The following is a 17,297-nucleotide window of genomic DNA, read 5'->3' as shown; positions in this document are numbered from 1 at the left end:
GGGGCCGTTCCTAGCCGAGCGCCTTGAGGTAGCGGCGCATCCGGCGCTTGGCGCGGTAGCCGACGCGCAGCACGTTCGGCGGGACCTCCACGCGCATGCGGGCGCGGCGGCGGGCGGCGGCGTACTCGGGGCCCTCCAGCAGGGAGCTCGCCGGGACGAGCCGCCCGGAGCGGGCCTGCCCGACCAGGGAGACCATCCGCGACACCCAGTCGCTCTCGCCGCCGGGGTGGAAGTAGTTGACCTTGCACCAGGCGTCGTCCGGGTCCAGGAACCGCCCTGCGGAGAGGTCGTCGAGGGTGCCGAGCAGGCCGCTGTCCTCGAAGACCAGATTGATCATCTCGGCGCCCACCCCGAAGTCCGACAGCACCAGGAGCGGCACCCGCTGGGCGATCGCCTCCAGCGCGGCGGTCGAGCTGACGGTGACGAATCCGGCCGCGTGGGCCAGGTGCTCGTGCATGGGCCCCACCGCGAAGCGCACGGCCTCGGCGCGCACCCGGCCCTCCTCGGCGAGCGACTGCCACAGGCGCTGGTAGTGGTGGCGCTCGTTGTGGGTCTGGCGCTCGGTGTCCAGGGCGCGGAGCTTGACGACGACGTCCAGGTCCGGCCGCCTGCGGGCCAGCTCGGCCAGGGCGAGCAGGACGCGCTCGCGCTCCTCCCTGCGCCTGGGCACCTTGGCCTGGGTGGCGAACACCACCCGGTCGCGCGGCCCGGTCGCGGGGGTCTCCACGCCGTCGCGCAGGAACGGCAGCCGGGCCAGCCCGATCTGGCCGCCCCCGCCCAGCCGGCAGCCGATCTCGGAGAACTCCTCGACCTCCCGGCCGCTGTGCAGCACGAACAGGTCGCACCCGCTGCGGAACAGCCACGCCTTCTCGGTGGCGGGGACGGAGATGCCCGGCAGCCCCGAGACGAACACCGGCCGGGGCCGCAACCCGGCCAGCACCTCGCCGACCAGCACGTCCACCACGGGTCCCGTACAGGCGACGAGCACCACGTCGGGCCGAAGGCGCTCCGCGGTCCGGCGCAGCGCGCGGGCCGACAGCACGGGCGGGTCGGCCGCCGAGCCGGCGACGGCCGCGTGGATCTGCGCCGGCGACGGGGTGATGGGGGTACGGATGACCGCCAGCTCCGTCTCGCAGCCCGAGGGCAGGTCCCTCAGCAGGCAGGCCGCCCACTTCAGGTAGGAGTCGGAGTCGGCCACGGCCAGGACCTTCAAGGAGAACCTCCGGCGGGGAATCCCCGGTTTCGTACGGTTTCGTGTGCAGGGAAGCGCGTCCCGCGCGCGGCGGGCCCGCCGGGCGTCGGCCACGGGATCATGCCCCGGGGACTCCCGTGTCGTGATGGGCGAACCTCGACAGGTGCGAGCGCAGTGACGGCGCCGCCTCGGCCGTCCACCACTCGTCGGGGACGTCCACCGTCTCCACGGCGACGCCCCGGGCCGAGAGCAGGACCCGCAGGGAGGTGACCGCGGTGGACGGCAGGCTGAGCACCCGCTGCTCGGCGGCGAGCCCGCGCAGGGTCATCTCGGCGGGGGTCCCGCCGTCGTAGACGGTGATCCCCGGCTGCTCCCCGACCCGGACGAGGTCGTCGGGATCCTCGCGGCGGTGCGGGAAGTAGGCCACCGGACCGGCCGAGCCGAGCCCGGCCAGCCAGGTGAAGTAGCGGTCGCGGTGGATCAGGCCGTTGCGGACCAGCGAGGTGCCGAGGACGACGGTGCGCTCCTCGGGACGGGGCCCGCGCAGCGGCTGGGACCGCAGCCAGGCGAAGTCGTGGGTGACCAGCTCGGCTCCCCCGGCGCGTACGGCCTTCGCCAGGTCGGGGGGCACGGGCAGCGCGGTGAAGATCGACAGTCGTCCCGAGCGGGCGGCGGCGCGCAGCCTGAGCCCGGCCGCCGCGCCGAGGGCGGTCCTGAGCCTTCCGGCCTTCGCCCTGGCCCTCAGCAGGGGCGTTCCCACCCTGCCGGTGAGCAGTTCCAGGAGCCTGATGGTGGCGAGACCGTCGTCGACGATCACGATCCGGCCGGGGAGCGCGGTGAGCCAGCGGAACTGGACCTTGCCGGAGAAGGCGTCGCCCACCACCCAGGTCTCGCCCCGGCGCGGCCTGGGCATGTCCTGCCTGGCCGCGGTGAGCTCCAGCCCCCTCGGCAGGGTGAGACGGCCCAGCTCGCGGCCCGTCACGGCCAGCGGGCGGAGTTTCGCCCTGGGCACGAGATGGCTGCGGGCGCCGAGCAGCCCGGCATGATGTGCCTCCACCGCGCAGAGCATCTGCAGCGGGGACTCCACCCAGGCAACGGCCGAACCCTGATCCCGCGCGTGGTCTCGGCCGTCCTCCACGCCGGGCGATGACCCGTTCACGACTGCCACAACCTAACCCGGTGTGCTTAAGCGCCCGGGAACTGCGGGTGAACAGCCGACCACGCGCGTCTGTTGATGATCGTCCGGACTTTACCCGCGGGCGCGGCGGGGCCTCGGGGAAAGCGTGTTCCTTTACTCGGCACCTTTACCTTCGCGGGGTCACGGAGCCTCGCGGGGCCCCTCACGGGCACATCTCTTTACCTTCCGGGCGGCGAGGCCCGCCCGCTGCCCTCCATCATCGCTCTGAGCTGCGCAAACTCCCTCGGGCGCGGGGCCGGGGCCACTGGATCCGGCGCGCCGCCCCCGGCCCCCGCATGGGGGAACCTCTACCATCGGAATACTTTTTACCATCGAATACATGTTCGAAACTTTACCGGGTGCCTCACGCCCTTACCGAGGGTCCGCTCGCGCGTCATAGCACCCCTCCGCAGGCGACTCGCGGGCGGGTGCGGAAAACCCGGATCGCCGCAGGGGCAGGGGATCCCGACGTCGGCGCGAGTTGCGCCCGACCACCTCGGGGAGGTGTGGCCGAGGTCGCCGCGCCCCGCCTCTCCGGCCGGAGGGCACCCCGCAACACCGACCTGATTCAGGCGTATTCCCAAGTCAAGGCAATATGTCCTACTTGTAATCGTCTGTCCCCCTGACGTACCTTCGTCCTATTCGTGGCGATTGCCTAGGTCTATCCAGGTCTGTGCATTGCCGTCACATTGCCCGACTGTGTCCCACCTGGTGGAGCCCCTCCACCGATGGTGAGCACGGCCGCCGAATCCGCGAGGTCTGCGGAACCGGGGAACCACGTTCCTGGGGTGAATCAGCGCACCTGTGCGCCGTAGGGCACTTCCCAGCCCGAACCCGTCAGCTAACCCGGTAGGCGGAATGGAAGCGAAGCAAGGAGTCGAACCCCCGTATGACTAAGCATCGCCTCATCTCCACCCCCCGCGCCGCCTGCGCCATCATGGGCGCGTGCGTCGCCCTGGCGACCGGCACCACCGGCACCGCCCTGGCCGCCGACGGCCACGGCGTCGTGAACGCGCCGCCCGTCGACACCAAGGCCCAGGACGCCAAGGCCGCCAAGACCCCGCTGCAGATCGTGGCCGAGAGGCTCCCCAAGGTCTCCGCCGCGAAGGTCCTGGACATCGCCTCCAAGCAGATCGGCGTCCGCGAGAACGCCAACGGCGGCGGGACCAAGTTCCACTCCTGGTACATGTCGAGCCCCCGCGCCAAGGAGACCCTCGCGCGCGACGGCGGCAACACCGTGTACGACTACGCCAACGCCCCCTGGTGCGCGATGTTCGTCTCCTGGGTCGGCGAGGTGGCCGGCATCCGCCCCACGATGGGCTGGGACGCCTACACCGTGGCCCACGCCAAGTGGTTCAAGAACAACGGCCACTGGGGCACCATCCCGACCCCCGGCGCCGTCGTCTACTTCGACTGGGCCGGCGGCAAGAGCATCGAGGGCATCGACCACGTCGGCTTCGTGAAGAAGGACAACGGAGACGGCACGATCACCACGATCGAGGGCAACACCGGCAACGGCGACGTCGAGCAGCGCGTCCGTCCCGTCTCCGAGGTCGTCGGCTACGGCTACCCCGTCTACTCCAACTGACCTCACCCGGTCCGCTTCGACCGACCGCGCTCACCGCCGCCCGCGGCCGCCGTTCCCCCACGGCGGGCGCGGGCGTCCCGGCCCCCGCCGGCGAACGACGGCCAGGTCCCGGCCGGTGAACGACGGCCAGGTCCCCGCCGGTGAACGACGGCCAGGTCCCCGCCGGTGAACGACGGCCAGGTCCCCGCCGGTGAACGACGGCCAGGTCCACACGCTCCCGGGGGCGCCGCTCGAACGAGCGGCGCCCCCGGGAGCGTTTCGCGTCCTCCCCCGCCCGGCTCCGGCCCCGGGACCGGGACCGCCCTCCTGCCCGGCCCCCACCTTGGCCCCTCTCCGGCCCGGCCCCGAGGCCGCCCCGCCTCACCTTGCCCTCGTTCCTCCTCGCGCCGGCCTTCCCGGCGCATCCGCTCCAGCCGCGCCCGCCCCTTCCCGGACTCGCCCTGACACCCCCTTGACAAGCCCCGCGCCGACGTCTTCCGAGGCCTCCCCCGACGGACCCTCTCCCAGGAGGACACGAAATGCCCCGACTGTATGCCCGTGAGATGGGAGCGCTCCCAATAACCAGTATGAGGCGTTTGTGAACGTTTCATGCCGGTAGTCCCACCTAAACCGCCCGGATGTAACGGTTGAGTTTCGGCATATTGACGTCCCGGTTGCCTATCGTCCACTCTTCGTGGGAGCGCTCCCAAAGCACATTGAGGAACGACCTCGTCGCGAGGACCGGTTTGTCGGGGACCGGTCCGCGATGTCGCCTCCCAATGATTCGGGCGACCACCTGAGAGGGGTCCGGAATGTTGAACAACAAGCGGCACGGCAAGCTCGCCGCCGTCTCGGTCATGGCGGCCACCGCCCTGGCCATCACGTCGTGCAGTTCCAGTGAGCCCGCCGCGCCCGCAGCGGGCGGTAGCTCCGCCGCCGCGGCCGAGCCGGTGACCATCACCGTGCACACCTTCGGCGGCGGCGAGAACTTCGGCTACGACAAGGCCGTGGAGACGTGGAACGCGGCGCACCCGAACATCCAGGTCAAGTACCAGAACCTGACCGACCGTTTCGAGGACGTCTACCTCCCGCAGCTGCTCCAGCGCCTGCAGGCCAACAGCGGCGCGGCCGACATCATCGCCCTGGACGAGGGCGCCATGGGCCTCATGAAGGCCCGTCCCCAGTTCTTCACCGACCTCGCCGAGTACGGGCTGGACAGCCGCAAGGCCGACTTCCCCGCGGCGAAGTGGGACAACGGCATCAACGCCGACAACAAGCTCTTCGCCCTGGGCACCGACATCGGCGGCATGACCATGTGCTACCGCAAGGATCTGTTCGAGAAGGCGGGCCTGCCCACCGACCGTGAGGAGGTCGGCAAGCTCTGGCCGGACTGGGCCGCCTTCAAGGCGATCGGCGAGAAGTTCAAGGCCGCCAACCCCGGCAAGACCGATCCCAAGTTCCTCGACGGTCCCAACACGCTCTACAACGTGATCCTGTCGCAGGAGGCGCCCAAGAACGGCAACGTCGCCTACTTCGACAAGAACAACCAGCTCATCATCGAGACCAACCCGGCCATCAAGACCTCCTTCGACACGGTGAAGAGCTTCAGCGAGGCGGGCCTGACCGCCAAGCTCGCCTCCTTCACCCCGCCGTGGAACGCCGCGATCAAGAAGGGCGCCTTCGCGACCATGGGCTGCCCGGCCTGGATGCTCGGCGTGGTCTCCGGCGCGGCCGGTGACAGCAACAAGGGCAAGTGGGACGTCGCGTCCGTGCCCGGTGGTGCGGGCAACTGGGGCGGCTCCTACCTGGCCATTCCCAAGCAGAGCAAGCACCCCAAGGAGGCCGCCGAGGTCCTGAACTACCTCACCGGCAAGGAGGGCCACGTGATGGCCTTCCAGGAGGCCGCGGCCTTCCCGAGCTCCCTCCCCGCGCAGCAGGACCCGGCGGTCGCCGACCTGAAGAACCCGTTCTTCAACGACGCGCCGACCGGCCAGATCTTCGGCGCCTCGGTCAAGGACCTGCTGCCCGTCTTCCTCGGCGAGAAGCACGCCCAGGTCAAGACCTCGGTGGAGAAGGTGCTCGAGGGCATGGACCAGGGCTCGGTTCCCTACGACCAGGCCTGGACCAAGTTCCTCGAGGCCGGCGTCAAGGCAGCGGGCTGATCCCCGTACCGACCCGCATCGGCCCGGCTGCGGTGATCCCGCGGCCGGGCCGGTCGCCTGCCCACGCTGAAAGGCACTGACCGATGACACTGCACGTCGACTCCCCGGCCGCGCCACCGCGGCCCGGCCCCCGCCGGCCGGCCGGGCGCCGCGGACCGAGACGGGGCAGTGGGTGGGCCCGGTTCGACCTCCGGGCGACCCCCTACTTCCTCGTATCCCCTTATTTCCTGCTTTTCGCCGTCTTCGGCATCTTCCCCCTCGGCTACACCCTCTGGGTCTCACTGCACGAGTGGGAGCTCGCCGGGGACAAGACCCTCGTCGGCCTCGACAACTACATCGAGCTGATCACCGACGAGGCCTTCTGGAACGCGGTGATCAACACCCTCGGCATGTTCGTCATGTCGACGGTCCCGCAGCTCGTCCTGGCCCTCCTGCTGGCCAACGCCCTCAACAAGCGCATCCGGGGACGGCTCTTCTTCCGCCTCGGCGTGCTGCTGCCGCTGATCACCTCCGTCGTCGCCGTCGCGGTGGTCTTCACCCAGCTGTACGGGCGCGACTACGGCTTGATCAACTGGTTCCTGAGCTTCTTCGGGGTCGACGCGATCAACTGGCAGAACGAGAAGTGGTCCGCGTGGATCGCGATCTCCACGATGATCGACTGGCGCTGGACCGGCTACAACGCGATCATCCTGCTCGCCGCCATGCAGACCATCCCCAGGGACCTCTACGAGGCCGCGTCCATCGACGGCGCCACGCCCAGGCGGCAGTTCTGGCAGATCACCATCCCGATGCTGCGCCCGACGATCATCTTCGTCGTGTTCATCTCCACCATCGGCGGCCTGACGCTGTTCACCGAGCCGGTCATGTTCGACGGCAACCCGACGATGAGCGGCGGCGCCACCGGCCAGTACCAGACCGTGGCGATGTTCATCGTCAAGGAGGCGTTCCGCGACTTCGACTTCGGCTACGCCGCGGCCGCCTCGTGGCTGCTGTTCGCGCTGATCCTCATCGGGACGCTCATCAACTACTCCTTCACCCGCCGTATCGGGGGTTCCAAGTGACGGTCACCCAGCTCCGGCGGCCTCCTGCGCAGCACTCCAGGCGGCCCTCGGGCCCGTCGGCCGCGCGGAACCGCATCTGGGACGCCGGCCCCATGACGAAGGTCGTGCTGGCCTTCGCCCTCGTGCTGTCGGCGTTCCCCATCTACTACATGTTCATCATGGCCACCCGGACCAACGAGGAGGCCATCGACGTACCGCCGCCGCTGTTCCCCGGCGGCCACCTCGGCGAGAACATCGCGCGGCTGCTGTCGACCGAGGACGCCTACTTCATGACCGGCCTGGTGAACTCGGCCATCGTCTCGGTCACCGTGACCGTCTCGGTCGTGCTGATCTCCACGCTGGCCGGCTTCGCCTTCGCGAAGCTGCGCTTCCGGGGCAGCAAGATCCTGCTGGGCCTGATCCTGGTGACGATGATGGTCCCGCTCCAGCAGATGGGCGTCGTGCCGCTGTACGAGCTCATGGTCACCCTCGGGTGGACCGGCCAGCTGAAGGCGGTGATCCTGCCCTTCCTGGTCAACGGCTTCGGGGTCTTCATGATGACCCAGTACGCCACCCAGGCGGTGCCGGACGAGCTGGTCGAGGCGGCCCGCGTCGACGGCGCCTCCACCATGCGCATCTACGTGAACGTCATCCTCCCCGCGCTCCGGCCGGGAATGGCGGTCCTCACGCTCCTGGTCTTCATGCAGACCTGGAACGAGTTCATGTGGCCGCTGATCGTGCTGAACCCGGACAACCCGGTGGTTCAGACGTCGATCGCGGCGCTCAACCAGGCCCACGGCACCGACTACGTGATGCTGTTCACCGGCACCGCGGCGTCGGTCCTGCCGCTGTTCATCGTTTTCATCGCGTTCGGCCGCCAGATCGTCGGCGGACTCATGGAAGGTGCGGTCAAGGCGTGACGACGCAAGAGACGCGAATTCAGACCCCGGAACTGATCTTCCCGACGAACTTCGTCTGGGGCGCGGCCACCTCCGCCTACCAGATCGAGGGCGCCGTGTCGGAGGGCGGCCGAGGCCGTTCCATCTGGGACACCTTCGTCAAGCAGCCGGGACGGGTGGTGAACGGCGAGCACGCCGACGTCGCCATCGACCACTACAACCGTTACCGGGACGACGTGCGGATGATGGCCGAACTCGGCCTCGGCGCGTACCGCTTCTCCGTCTCCTGGCCCCGGATCCAGCCCGAGGGGCGCGGTGCCGTCAATCAGGGGGGCATCGACTTCTACAGCCGCCTGGTCGACGAGCTCCTCTCCCGGGGCGTCGACCCGTGGGTGACGCTCTACCACTGGGACCTGCCCCAGCCCCTGGAAGACGCGGGCGGCTGGCCGGCACGGGACACGTCGAAGCGCTTCGCCGACTACGCGGCGGCCGTGCACGACGCGCTGGGCGACCGGGTCCGCAACTGGAGCACGGTCAACGAGCCCTGGTGCTCGGCCTTCCTCGGGTACGCCTCGGGCGAGCACGCCCCCGGGCGGCGCGAGCCCGACAAGGCCGTGCACGCCGCCCACCACCTCCTGCTCGCGCACGGCCTGGCCGCGCAGGCGATCCGGGCCCAGCGGCCCGAGACCGTCATCGGCGGCTGTGTCAACCTGTACGCGATCACGCCCCAGACCTCCTCCGAGGCCGACCAGGACGCCGCCCGCCGCATCGACGGGCTGCAGAACCGCTTCTTCCTGGACGCCCTGCTCAAGGGCGAGTACCCGGCGGACGTCCTGGAGGACCTCGGCCGCCCGGCGGGGCTCGTCCACGACGGGGACATGGAGATCATCTCGACGCCGCTGGACAAGCTGCTGATCAACTACTACAGCCGCTTCACCGTCTCGGGCACCCCCGGCGGCGCCGCGTCGGCCGCGGCGGCGCCCACCGACACCGGGTCGCCCTGGGTCGGCAGCGAGCACGTGTCGTTCGTCGAGGGCGGGCGGCCCGTGACGGCCATGGGCTGGGAGATCGACCACTCGGGGCTGCTGGAGGTCCTGCACCGGCTGGCCACCGAGTACCCGCGCGTCCCGCTGGTCATCTCCGAGAACGGCGCCGCCTTCGACGACGTCGTGGGCCCCGACGGCGTCGTCCACGACCGCGAGCGGGTGGACTACATCGACGCCCACCTGCGCACCTGCCACGCCGCGATCGAGGCGGGCATCCCGCTGGAGGGCTACTTCGCCTGGTCGCTGATGGACAACTTCGAGTGGGCGTGGGGGTACGGCAAGCGTTTCGGACTGGTCCACGTCGACTACGAGACCCAGGTCAGAGTTCCCAAGGAGAGCGCTCTCTGGTATGCCGGGACCATCAGGCGTGGAGGCCTGAGCGGTCCGGCAGAATAGGGGCCGGGAAATCCACCACTGGGGGCGCAAACACATGAACGGCGACCGTCGTCCGACGCTTGAGGCGGTCGCGGCCCTGGCCGGTGTCGGCCGGGGCACGGTGTCGCGGGTCATCAACGGCTCGCCGAAGGTCAGCGAGAAGGCCCGCGACGCCGTGCTGCGAGCGATCCAGGAGCTGGGTTACGTGCCCAACCGGGCGGCCCGCGCGCTGGTCACCCGGCGCACCGACACCGTGGCGCTGGTCGTCTCGGAGTCGGAGCTGCGGGTCTTCGACGAGCCGTACTTCGCCGGGACCATCCGCGGCATCGGCTCGGCCCTGTCCGAGACCGGCCTGCAGCTGATCCTCGCGATGGCGCAGTCGGAGCAGGAGCACGAGCGTCTGGAGCACTACCTGACCGGGCAGCACGTCGACGGGGTGCTGCTGATCTCCCTGCACGGCGCCGACCCCCTGCCGGGGCGGCTGGAGGCGATGGGCGTGCCGACCGTCATCGGCGGTCGGCCGGTCGGCCTCACCCCCTACAGCTACGTCGACGTCGACAACCGGGCCGGGGCCAGGCAGGCGGTCAAATACCTGCTGGGCAGGGGCCGCCGCCGGATCGCCACCATCGCCGGCCCCCAGGACATGGGCGTGGGCGTCGACCGGCTCGCGGGCTACCGCGACGCGCTGCTCGCGACCGGCGTGAGCGAGATGGTGACGTACGGCGACTTCAGCGAGGAGAGCGGGATGGCGGGGATGCGCAGGCTCCTCGCCGAGCACCGCGACCTGGACGCCGTCTTCACCGCCTCCGACCCGATGGCGCTGGGCGCGATGCGGGTGCTGCGCGAGGAGGGCAGGTCGGTCCCCGGCGACGTCGCGGTGATCGGCTTCGACGACTCCCCCGCCGGGGCGCACTCCTCCCCCGCCCTCACCAGCGTTCACCAGCCCACCGAGTCGATGGGCCGGCAGATGGCCCACCTTCTCGTCGCCCGCATCAACGGGGAGCAGCTGGAGCAGCCGGTGGTGATACTGGACACCCACCTGATCCAGCGCGACTCCGCCTGACTTGACTCACCCTCGCCCCCCAGGCAGCACTGAGGCATGACAAGGCAGTCCAAGGTAGGACAAGGCGGGAAATGGACAGCAGGACGAAGCGCCCCCTCACCCCCGCCGAGCTCGACGCGCTGGCGCGGCGGGCCCTGGGCGTCGGCGTCTCCTCGGTCACCGAGATGACCGACGGCTTCGCCAACGCCGTGTGGCGGCTCGCCCTGCTGGACGGGCGCGAGGTGGTCCTGAAACTGTCGCCGCCGCCCGAGCTGGAGCAGCTGACCTACGAGCGCGACCTGCTGCGCACCGAGGCCATGGTCTACGGCCTGGCCGGCCCCGCGGGGGTGCCGGTCCCCGAGCTGCTGCGCGCCGGGTTCGACGACCCGGTGCTGGGCGGCGACTACCTGGTCCTGTCCGCCCTCGGCGGGGTGCCGTGGAACCAGGTGCGCCCGGCCGAGGCGGACCGGCGGGCCCTGCGCCGGGAGCTCGGCGGCCACCTGGCCCGGCTGAACACGATCACCGGTGACGTCTACGGCTACCCGTACGCGGGCCTGACCGGCGGCACCTGGCGGGAGGCGTTCCTGGCGATGACCGGTGCGCTCCTGGCCGACGCGGGGCGCTACGCCACCCCGCTGCCGAGGCCGGTGCCCGAGATCGCGGCGGCGATCGAGTCGGCCGCGGGCGCGCTGGACGAGATCACCACCCCCCGCCTGGTCCACTTCGACGTGTGGCCGGGCAACGTCTTCCTGACCCGCGACGAGCCGCCGCGCATCCAGGCGATCATCGACCACGAGCGGGCCTTCTGGGGCGACCCGCTGGCCGACCTCGTCACCCCGACGATCTTCGGCGAGCTGGACGAGTCGGACCCGATCGTCGCCGGGTACCGCGACGCGGGCGGCGTCGTGGAGTTCACCGCTCCGGCCCGCACCCGGATGGCCCTCTACCGGCTCTACCTCGGCCTGATCCTCCTGGTCGAGAACGGTCCCCGCCAGTATCCGGAGAAGGAGTACGCCTCCCTGCGCGACCGCGCCTCCGCGAGCGTGCTCAGAGCCCTCGACGCGCTCCCCGCGGCGCCGTGACCGCGGCGGTCGTCAGCGTGCTCAGAGCCCTCGACGCGCTCCCGGCGGCTCTGTGACCGCGGCGGTCGTCACCTCGTGCCGGCGCGGGGAAACGCGGCTTCCGGCTATCGGGGTCCTCCGGCGAGGCGCCGGACGACGGCCAGCCCCTCCGGCGTGCCGGGCCAGTGCCCGGCCAGCGCGTCGGGACCGGCCCGCCTGACGACCGAGCGCAGGACGAGGGCCACGACGATCGCGTCGTCGGCGTAGCCGAGCACCGGGACGAAATCGGGGATCAGGTCGACGGGCATCGCCAGATAGGCCAGCAGCAGCCATAGCCGGACCCGTACCCCGCGCGGCAGGCTGCCGTCGCGCGCGAGCCCGGCGACCAGGCGGAGCAGGTCGGGCAGCAGGCGCAACGCCTCGCCCAGCGCGCCTCCCCTGGGACGCGCCGCCACCAGGAGGGCGGCCAGGATGAGCCAGAGCAGCGCCGTGCCCCCCACGATGCCCCCCACGACCCCCGCCGCCACCTTCCAGACCTCGGACACCTTCGGCCCCTCCCTCGTTCTCGTCGCCCGGCGAACACCGCCGTACCGGCGCCCCGGACGCCGGAACGGAGGCCAGGGTACGCGCGACCCGGGAGGGACCGGGGCCGCCGGGGCCTTCTCGGAGAGCTCGTGGCGGCTCGTGGCGGTGGGGCTTCAGGCCGCCGAGGCCCGCAGCGCCGTCAGGGCGGCGTCCAGCGCGGCGCGCAGCGGCCTGATCGACCGCGTCGTCTGGGTCAGCAGCAGGCCCCCCTGGAGCGCCGCGAAAATCGCCAGGGCCAGTTCCTCGGGGTCGGCGCCGGCGCGCAGCAGGCCGGTGGCGCGCATGCGCGTGAGCCCGGCCCGCAGGTATCCGCACCAGCGGTCCATGTGCCCGGCCACCTCGGCGGCGCGCTCGGGGTCGGTGCCGACGAGCTCGCTCGCCATCGCCCCGATCGGGCAGCCCCAGTGCGGCTGCGAGCCGTAGTGCGCGATGACGGCGTCACGCCAGCCCTCCCACGCCTCCCAGGTGTCGAGCGTGTCCAGATACGGCCGCTGCGCCTGGAGCACCCGCTCGGCCTGGAACGCCGCGATCGCCGCGACCAGGTCGCGCTTCCCGTCGGGGAAGTAGTGGAACAGCTGGCTCTTGCTGGTCGCCGTCCCGGCCCGGATGTCGTCCAGGGTCGTGCCGCCGACCCCGCGGGCCAGGACCAGGTCGGCGGCGGCCTCGACGATGCGGGCGCGCGTGAGCGCCCCCTTGACGGTGAACTTCGCCGTGGTCGACATGCCGCCAGCATAACTCCCTGGACCGCACGGTCCAATAGATCGGCGGACCGGGAGCGAGGCGGGAGCGAACCGGGGACGGACCGGGGACGGACCGGGGAGGGACCGGGGACGGACCGGGGAGGGACCGGGGACGGGGGCGGGGACGGGATGGGGACGGGGGCGGGGACGGGATGGGGACGGGGGCGGGGACGGGATGGGGCACACGCGGTCGTCACCGGCCGCGAGGCCCCGTTCAGGTGGAGGGGAGATCGGCGATCATGATGGGGGTCGTGGTGGGCTGGTCGGAACCCCCCGCCGGTTCGACGGTCAGGCCGACCCGCTCGTCACCACGCAGGGGGGTGGCCAGGACCGGGACGACACCGCCGTCGGCGGCCCGCTCCAGCAGCCCGGCCGGGCGGACGCCGTCGCCGCCCATCAGCCACAGCTCGTAGACCCGGGAGCCGGGCAGCGGCGGCAGCCCGCTGGCGGTGAAGATCATCCTGCCCCGGGAGGGCGCCACCACGATGACGCCGGTGCCTCCGGAGGAGACGCGCTGCCTGACGGTCTTGGCGTCGGGGGCCGCGATCACGGCGACGACCTGCCTGAGTTCCTCGCGTTCCCCGGCGGCGTCGACCGCGACGACACCGAGGACCACCGCCGCGGCGGTCGACACCGCGGCCAGGCCGGTCAAGACCCGCCCGCGCCAGGGGGAGGCCGGGCGCAGCGGCACCACGTTCCCCTTCCCGTGCCGGCCGGGCCGCTCGGACCGGTCGGGCCGCTCGGGCTCAGGCCGCTCGGGTTCGGGCCGCGCGGCCTGGCGATCCAGGATCGGCGGCTCCTGCCGCACCTCGGCGATCCGCGTCATGACGCGGGCCCTCATCGCCCGGGGAGGGGGTTCGGCCGCGCCCAGGGCGAGCCGGGCGGCGGTCTCGGACAGGCCTCGCACCTCGACGGCGCAGGCCTCGCACCGGGCCATGTGCGCCTCGAAGAGCGCCGCGTCCCGCTCGGGCAGGGCGTGCAGCGCGTACGCGCCGGAAAGGGTGTGGAGGTCGTCGTTCACCTTTCCACCCCCATGCAGTCGCGGAGCCGCACCAGGCCGTCGCGCATCCTCGTCTTGATCGTACCCAGCGGCACCTTCAGCAGCCCGGCCACCTCGGGGTAGCTGTAGCCCCCGTAGTAGGCCAGGGTGACGGCCTGTCTCTGCAGGTCCGTCAGGCCGCCGAGGCAGCGGCGCACCCGCTCGCCCTCCAGCCGGGTGGTCACCGTCTCGGAGACCTGGTCGTAGGGGATCTCCCCGGACATCCTGGAGACCCTTTCCTCCCGGTCGGTGGAGGCCTGGGCGGACCGGACCCGGTCGACGGCGCGGCGGTGGGCCATCGTCATCACCCACGCCAGGGCGCTGCCTCGGGTCCGGTCGTAGCGGGAGGCGGTACGCCAGACCTCGACCAGGACCTCCTGCGCGACCTCCTCCGCCTGCGCGCGGTCGCGCACGACACGTCGCGCGAGGCCGAAGATCGGGCCGGCCAGCAGGTCGTAGAGCCGCTCGAAGGCCGGCTCCCGCCCGAGGGCCACCTGGGCGAGCAGGTCCTCCAGCCCGGGGGGACCGTCAGGATCCGGCACCCCCGCGGGGTCGCTTTCTGTCCTCACACTTCGCCATTCGACACTGGATCAGGGGTGGATTGCCACCGAACCTGTTTTCTTCCGCCGGATCCTGTGCCACAATTTCAACAGGTGATGAATTATGAGACGAAACACATGTGTGATCGCCGGGGGCGGCCCGGCGGGCGCGATGCTCGCACTGCTGCTGGCCAGGGCCGGCGTCGAGGTGACGCTCCTGGAGAAGCACGACGACTTCCTGCGCGACTTCAGGGGCGACACCATCCATCCCTCGACCCTGCAGATCCTCGACGAGCTGGGCCTGGCCGAGGAGTTCCACCGGCTCCCGCACCGCAAGACGTACGGGATGGAGATCCACACCGACGACGCCACGGTGCCGGTCGCGAATCTGAGGGGGCTTAAAGGCAAATATCAGTACATCGCCTTCGTGCCGCAGTGGGAGTTCCTCGACCTGCTGACCACCGCCGCCAAGCGCTACCCGAACTTCCGCCTCCTCATGAAGGCCGAGGTGCTCGGCGTGATCCGCGAGGGAGACGCGGTGCGCGGGGTGCGCTACCGGGACCCCTCGGGCGAGCACGAGCTGCGCGCGGCGCTCACCGTGGCCGCCGACGGCCGCCACTCCGACGTACGCCGGGCCGCCGGGCTCGTCCCCGTGGAGCACAGCGCCCCCATGGACGTGGTCTGGTTCCGGCTGCCGCGCGAGCCCGCCGATCCCGGCGTGACGTTCCTGCGGCTGTCCAACGGCCACATGATGGTGGCGATCAACCGCGAGACCTACTGGCAGCTCGCCTACCTGATCCCCAAGGGCGGCTTCGAGGCCCTGCGCTCGCAGGGGATCGAGGCGCTCCGCGAGCCGGTCGCCAGGCTCCTGCCCTTCCTCGGGGACCGGGTCGGGCAGCTGCGGGACTTCGAGGCGGTCAGCGTGCTGTCGGTCGCGCTCAACCGGCTGCGCCGCTGGCACCGCCCCGGCCTGCTGGTCATCGGGGACGCCGCGCACGCCATGTCGCCGATCTTCGGCGTCGGCATCAACCTGGCCGTACAGGACGCGGTCGCCGCCGCGAACCTGCTGGCCGGGCCGCTCGCCGCGGGGGCGGAGATCCCGGAGTCGCTGCTCGCGAGGGTCCAACGGCGGCGCACCCCGCCCACCGCCATCACCCAGTTCGCCCAGCGCGTCGTCCAGAGCCGGGTGATCCGGCCGGCGCTGAGCGAGCGCCCCCGGCCGGTGCGGCTGCCGCGCGACATCTCCAGACTCCCCTTGATCGGTGCGCTTACCAGGCGTTTTGTCGGCTTCGGTATCCTTCCGGAGCATGTTTCCAGCCCGGTAAAATCTCACCAGGTATAAAGACCTTCTCACTACGTGGACAATCGGGTCTGTTCGAACAGCCTCTTGCAATAGCCTGGTATGTCGTGAGCATCAACCTCGATTCCTGGCGGCAGCTGCCTGCGGCGCAGCAGCCCGAGTGGCCCGACCGCGGCGAGCTGGACAAGGTCGTCACCGAGCTGAAGGGCCTCCCGCCCCTCGTCTTCGCGGGCGAGTGCGACAACCTCAAGGCCGACCTCGCGGCGGTGGCGCGGGGCGAGGCCTTCGTCCTCCAGGGCGGAGACTGCGCCGAGACCTTCGCCGGCGCCACCGCCGACGACGTGCGCAACAAGCTCAAGACACTGCTCCAGATGGCCATCGTGCTGACCTATGCGGCGAAGGTCCCCGTGGTGAAGATCGGCCGGATGGCCGGGCAGTTCGCCAAGCCGCGCTCGAAGAACTTCGAGACCCGCGACGGCGTCGAGCTGCCCGCCTACCGGGGTGACATGGTCAACGGCTTCGACTTCACCGCCGACTCCCGCATTCCCGACCCGTGGCGGCTGCTGCGGGCCTACCACTCCTCGGCGGTGACGCTCAACCTGGTCCGCGCCTTCACCAAGGGCGGTTACGCCGACCTGCGCCAGGTGCACGCCTGGAACCAGGACTTCGTGATCGAGTCCCCGGCCGGCAAGCGCTACGAGCAGCTCGCCCGCGAGATCGACCAGGCGCTGGCCTTCATGCGCGCCTGCGGGGCCGAGCCCGAGGAGTTCCACACCGTCGAGTTCTACTCCTCGCACGAGGCGCTGATCCTCGACTACGACCAGGCGCTCACCCGGATCGACTCGCGGACCGGCCGCCCGTACGACGTCTCCGCGCACATGGTCTGGATCGGCGAGCGCACCCGCCAGCTCGACGGCGCCCACGTCGACTTCTTCGCCAGCATCCGCAACCCGATCGGCGTCAAGCTCGGCCCGACGACCAGCGCCGAGGACGCCCTCGCGCTGATCGAGAAGCTCAACCCCGACAACGAGGCCGGGCGCCTGACCTTCATCACCCGGATGGGTGCCTCCAAGATCCGCGAGCACCTCCCCGAGCTGGTGGAGAAGGTGACCGCGAGCGGCGCCCAGGTGGCGTGGATCTGCGACCCCATGCACGGCAACACCTTCGAGGCGCCCAGCGGCCACAAGACCCGCCGCCTGGACGACGTCCTGAACGAGGTGGCGGGCTTCTTCGAGGTGCACCGCGCGCTCGGCACCCACCCGGGCGGCGTCCACATCGAGTTCACCGGCGACGACGTCACCGAGTGCGTGGGCGGCGGCGCCGAGATCGTCGAGGACGACCTGGCCAGGCGCTACGAGACGGCCTGCGACCCGCGCCTCAACCGCGGCCAGTCGCTCGACCTGGCCTTCCGGGTGGCCGAGCTCTACCGCTCGGTCTGATCTTCCGGACCGGACGGACCGGATCAGGCCGGATCAGGCCGGATCAGGCCGGGTCAGTCAGGTCAGGTCGGGTCGGGTCGGCAGGGCCGGAAAG

Annotated in this window: 15 protein-coding genes and 1 riboswitch; of the genes, 9 read left to right on the top strand and 6 right to left on the bottom strand. The window is 71.2% G+C overall.

The window, feature by feature from the left end; all coding sequences use genetic code 11:
• Positions 1-10: 10 nt before the first annotated feature.
• Positions 11-1,213, bottom strand: coding sequence for a DUF6716 putative glycosyltransferase (locus AC5L38_RS04065; RefSeq protein WP_495241373.1), 1,203 nt, complete (start codon positions 1,211-1,213; stop codon positions 11-13).
• A gap of 97 nt (positions 1,214-1,310) precedes the next feature.
• Positions 1,311-2,279 carry a hypothetical protein gene (locus AC5L38_RS04060; protein WP_495241372.1) on the bottom strand — a complete coding sequence of 323 codons (969 nt, stop codon included), beginning with the start codon at positions 2,277-2,279 and terminating at the stop codon, positions 1,311-1,313.
• Positions 2,280-3,101: 822 nt separating this feature from the next.
• A riboswitch (cyclic di-AMP (ydaO/yuaA leader) is annotated at positions 3,102-3,240 on the top strand.
• Between the two features lie 18 nt (positions 3,241-3,258).
• Between AC5L38_RS04060 and AC5L38_RS04055 the strand changes: the two genes are divergently transcribed.
• The 7 genes from AC5L38_RS04055 (at position 3,259) to AC5L38_RS04025 (ending at position 11,582) form a co-directional block, all read left to right on the top strand.
• On the top strand, positions 3,259-3,957 hold the full coding sequence (locus AC5L38_RS04055; RefSeq protein WP_495241371.1) for a CHAP domain-containing protein: 699 nt from the start codon (positions 3,259-3,261) through the stop codon (positions 3,955-3,957).
• 791 nt (positions 3,958-4,748) lie between these two features.
• Positions 4,749-6,098, top strand: coding sequence for an ABC transporter substrate-binding protein (locus tag AC5L38_RS04050; RefSeq protein ID WP_495241370.1), 1,350 nt, complete (start codon positions 4,749-4,751; stop codon positions 6,096-6,098).
• 83 nt (positions 6,099-6,181) lie between these two features.
• Positions 6,182-7,159 (top strand): carbohydrate ABC transporter permease, encoded by a 978-nt coding sequence (locus AC5L38_RS04045; RefSeq protein ID WP_495241369.1) that lies wholly within the window; start codon positions 6,182-6,184, stop codon positions 7,157-7,159.
• Between the two features lie 92 nt (positions 7,160-7,251).
• The gene (locus tag AC5L38_RS04040) at positions 7,252-8,058 is read left to right on the top strand and encodes a carbohydrate ABC transporter permease (RefSeq protein ID WP_362871105.1); all 807 of its coding nucleotides are present in this window, start codon (positions 7,252-7,254) and stop codon (positions 8,056-8,058) included.
• Positions 8,055-9,479: a GH1 family beta-glucosidase gene (locus AC5L38_RS04035; RefSeq protein WP_495241368.1), complete on the top strand. Its 1,425-nt coding sequence runs from the start codon at positions 8,055-8,057 to the stop codon at positions 9,477-9,479. The genes AC5L38_RS04040 and AC5L38_RS04035 overlap by 4 nt, the downstream gene beginning before the upstream one ends.
• Positions 9,480-9,513: 34 nt before the next feature.
• On the top strand, positions 9,514-10,521 hold the full coding sequence (locus tag AC5L38_RS04030; RefSeq protein ID WP_495241367.1) for a LacI family DNA-binding transcriptional regulator: 1,008 nt from the start codon (positions 9,514-9,516) through the stop codon (positions 10,519-10,521).
• 71 nt (positions 10,522-10,592) lie between these two features.
• Positions 10,593-11,582, top strand: a complete 990-nt coding sequence (locus AC5L38_RS04025) for a phosphotransferase family protein (RefSeq protein WP_495241366.1) — start codon at positions 10,593-10,595, stop codon at positions 11,580-11,582.
• A gap of 104 nt (positions 11,583-11,686) precedes the next feature.
• On the opposite strand, the gene AC5L38_RS04020 is transcribed toward AC5L38_RS04025, so the two are convergent.
• From AC5L38_RS04020 to sigK, 4 genes are all read right to left on the bottom strand, one after another.
• Positions 11,687-12,106: a YkvA family protein gene (locus AC5L38_RS04020; RefSeq protein ID WP_495241365.1), complete on the bottom strand. Its 420-nt coding sequence runs from the start codon at positions 12,104-12,106 to the stop codon at positions 11,687-11,689.
• A 153-nt stretch (positions 12,107-12,259) separates the two neighbouring features.
• Complete coding sequence (locus AC5L38_RS04015) at positions 12,260-12,868, bottom strand: TetR/AcrR family transcriptional regulator (RefSeq protein WP_495241364.1); 609 nt, start codon at positions 12,866-12,868, stop codon at positions 12,260-12,262.
• 232 nt (positions 12,869-13,100) lie between these two features.
• Positions 13,101-13,907, bottom strand: coding sequence for an anti-sigma factor (locus AC5L38_RS04010; protein WP_495241363.1), 807 nt, complete (start codon positions 13,905-13,907; stop codon positions 13,101-13,103).
• Positions 13,904-14,494 (bottom strand): ECF RNA polymerase sigma factor SigK, encoded by a 591-nt coding sequence (gene sigK / locus AC5L38_RS04005; RefSeq protein ID WP_389907948.1) that lies wholly within the window; start codon positions 14,492-14,494, stop codon positions 13,904-13,906. The genes AC5L38_RS04010 and sigK overlap by 4 nt, the downstream gene beginning before the upstream one ends.
• Positions 14,495-14,588: 94 nt before the next feature.
• Here sigK and AC5L38_RS04000 point away from each other — a divergent pair, with 94 nt between their 5' ends.
• On the top strand, positions 14,589-15,806 hold the full coding sequence (locus tag AC5L38_RS04000) for an FAD-dependent oxidoreductase (RefSeq protein WP_495241362.1): 1,218 nt from the start codon (positions 14,589-14,591) through the stop codon (positions 15,804-15,806).
• A 65-nt stretch (positions 15,807-15,871) separates the two neighbouring features.
• Positions 15,872-17,203, top strand: coding sequence for a class II 3-deoxy-7-phosphoheptulonate synthase (locus AC5L38_RS03995; RefSeq protein WP_495241361.1), 1,332 nt, complete (start codon positions 15,872-15,874; stop codon positions 17,201-17,203).
• Positions 17,204-17,297: the final 94 nt, after the last annotated feature.

The sequence above is a fragment of the Streptosporangium nanhuense genome (genome assembly GCF_059358815.1).
The sequence above is the reverse complement of the archived record's forward strand: the minus strand, read 5'-3'. Positions and strand labels throughout refer to the sequence as shown.

What these genes read in the sequence shown, in the direction of transcription:
- AC5L38_RS04045 (WP_495241369.1), top strand. Translation starts at nt 6,182, where the DNA reads ATGACACTGCACGTCGACTCCCCGGCCGCGCCACCGCGGCCCGGCCCC.
- AC5L38_RS04025 (WP_495241366.1), top strand. Translation starts at nt 10,593, where the DNA reads ATGGACAGCAGGACGAAGCGCCCCCTCACCCCCGCCGAGCTCGACGCG.
- AC5L38_RS04055 (WP_495241371.1), top strand. Translation starts at nt 3,259, where the DNA reads ATGACTAAGCATCGCCTCATCTCCACCCCCCGCGCCGCCTGCGCCATC.
- AC5L38_RS04040 (WP_362871105.1), top strand. Translation starts at nt 7,252, where the DNA reads ATGACGAAGGTCGTGCTGGCCTTCGCCCTCGTGCTGTCGGCGTTCCCC.
- AC5L38_RS04030 (WP_495241367.1), top strand. Translation starts at nt 9,514, where the DNA reads ATGAACGGCGACCGTCGTCCGACGCTTGAGGCGGTCGCGGCCCTGGCC.
- AC5L38_RS04050 (WP_495241370.1), top strand. Translation starts at nt 4,749, where the DNA reads ATGTTGAACAACAAGCGGCACGGCAAGCTCGCCGCCGTCTCGGTCATG.
- AC5L38_RS04000 (WP_495241362.1), top strand. Translation starts at nt 14,589, where the DNA reads ATGAGACGAAACACATGTGTGATCGCCGGGGGCGGCCCGGCGGGCGCG.
- AC5L38_RS04015 (WP_495241364.1), bottom strand. Translation starts at nt 12,868, where the DNA reads ATGTCGACCACGGCGAAGTTCACCGTCAAGGGGGCGCTCACGCGCGCC.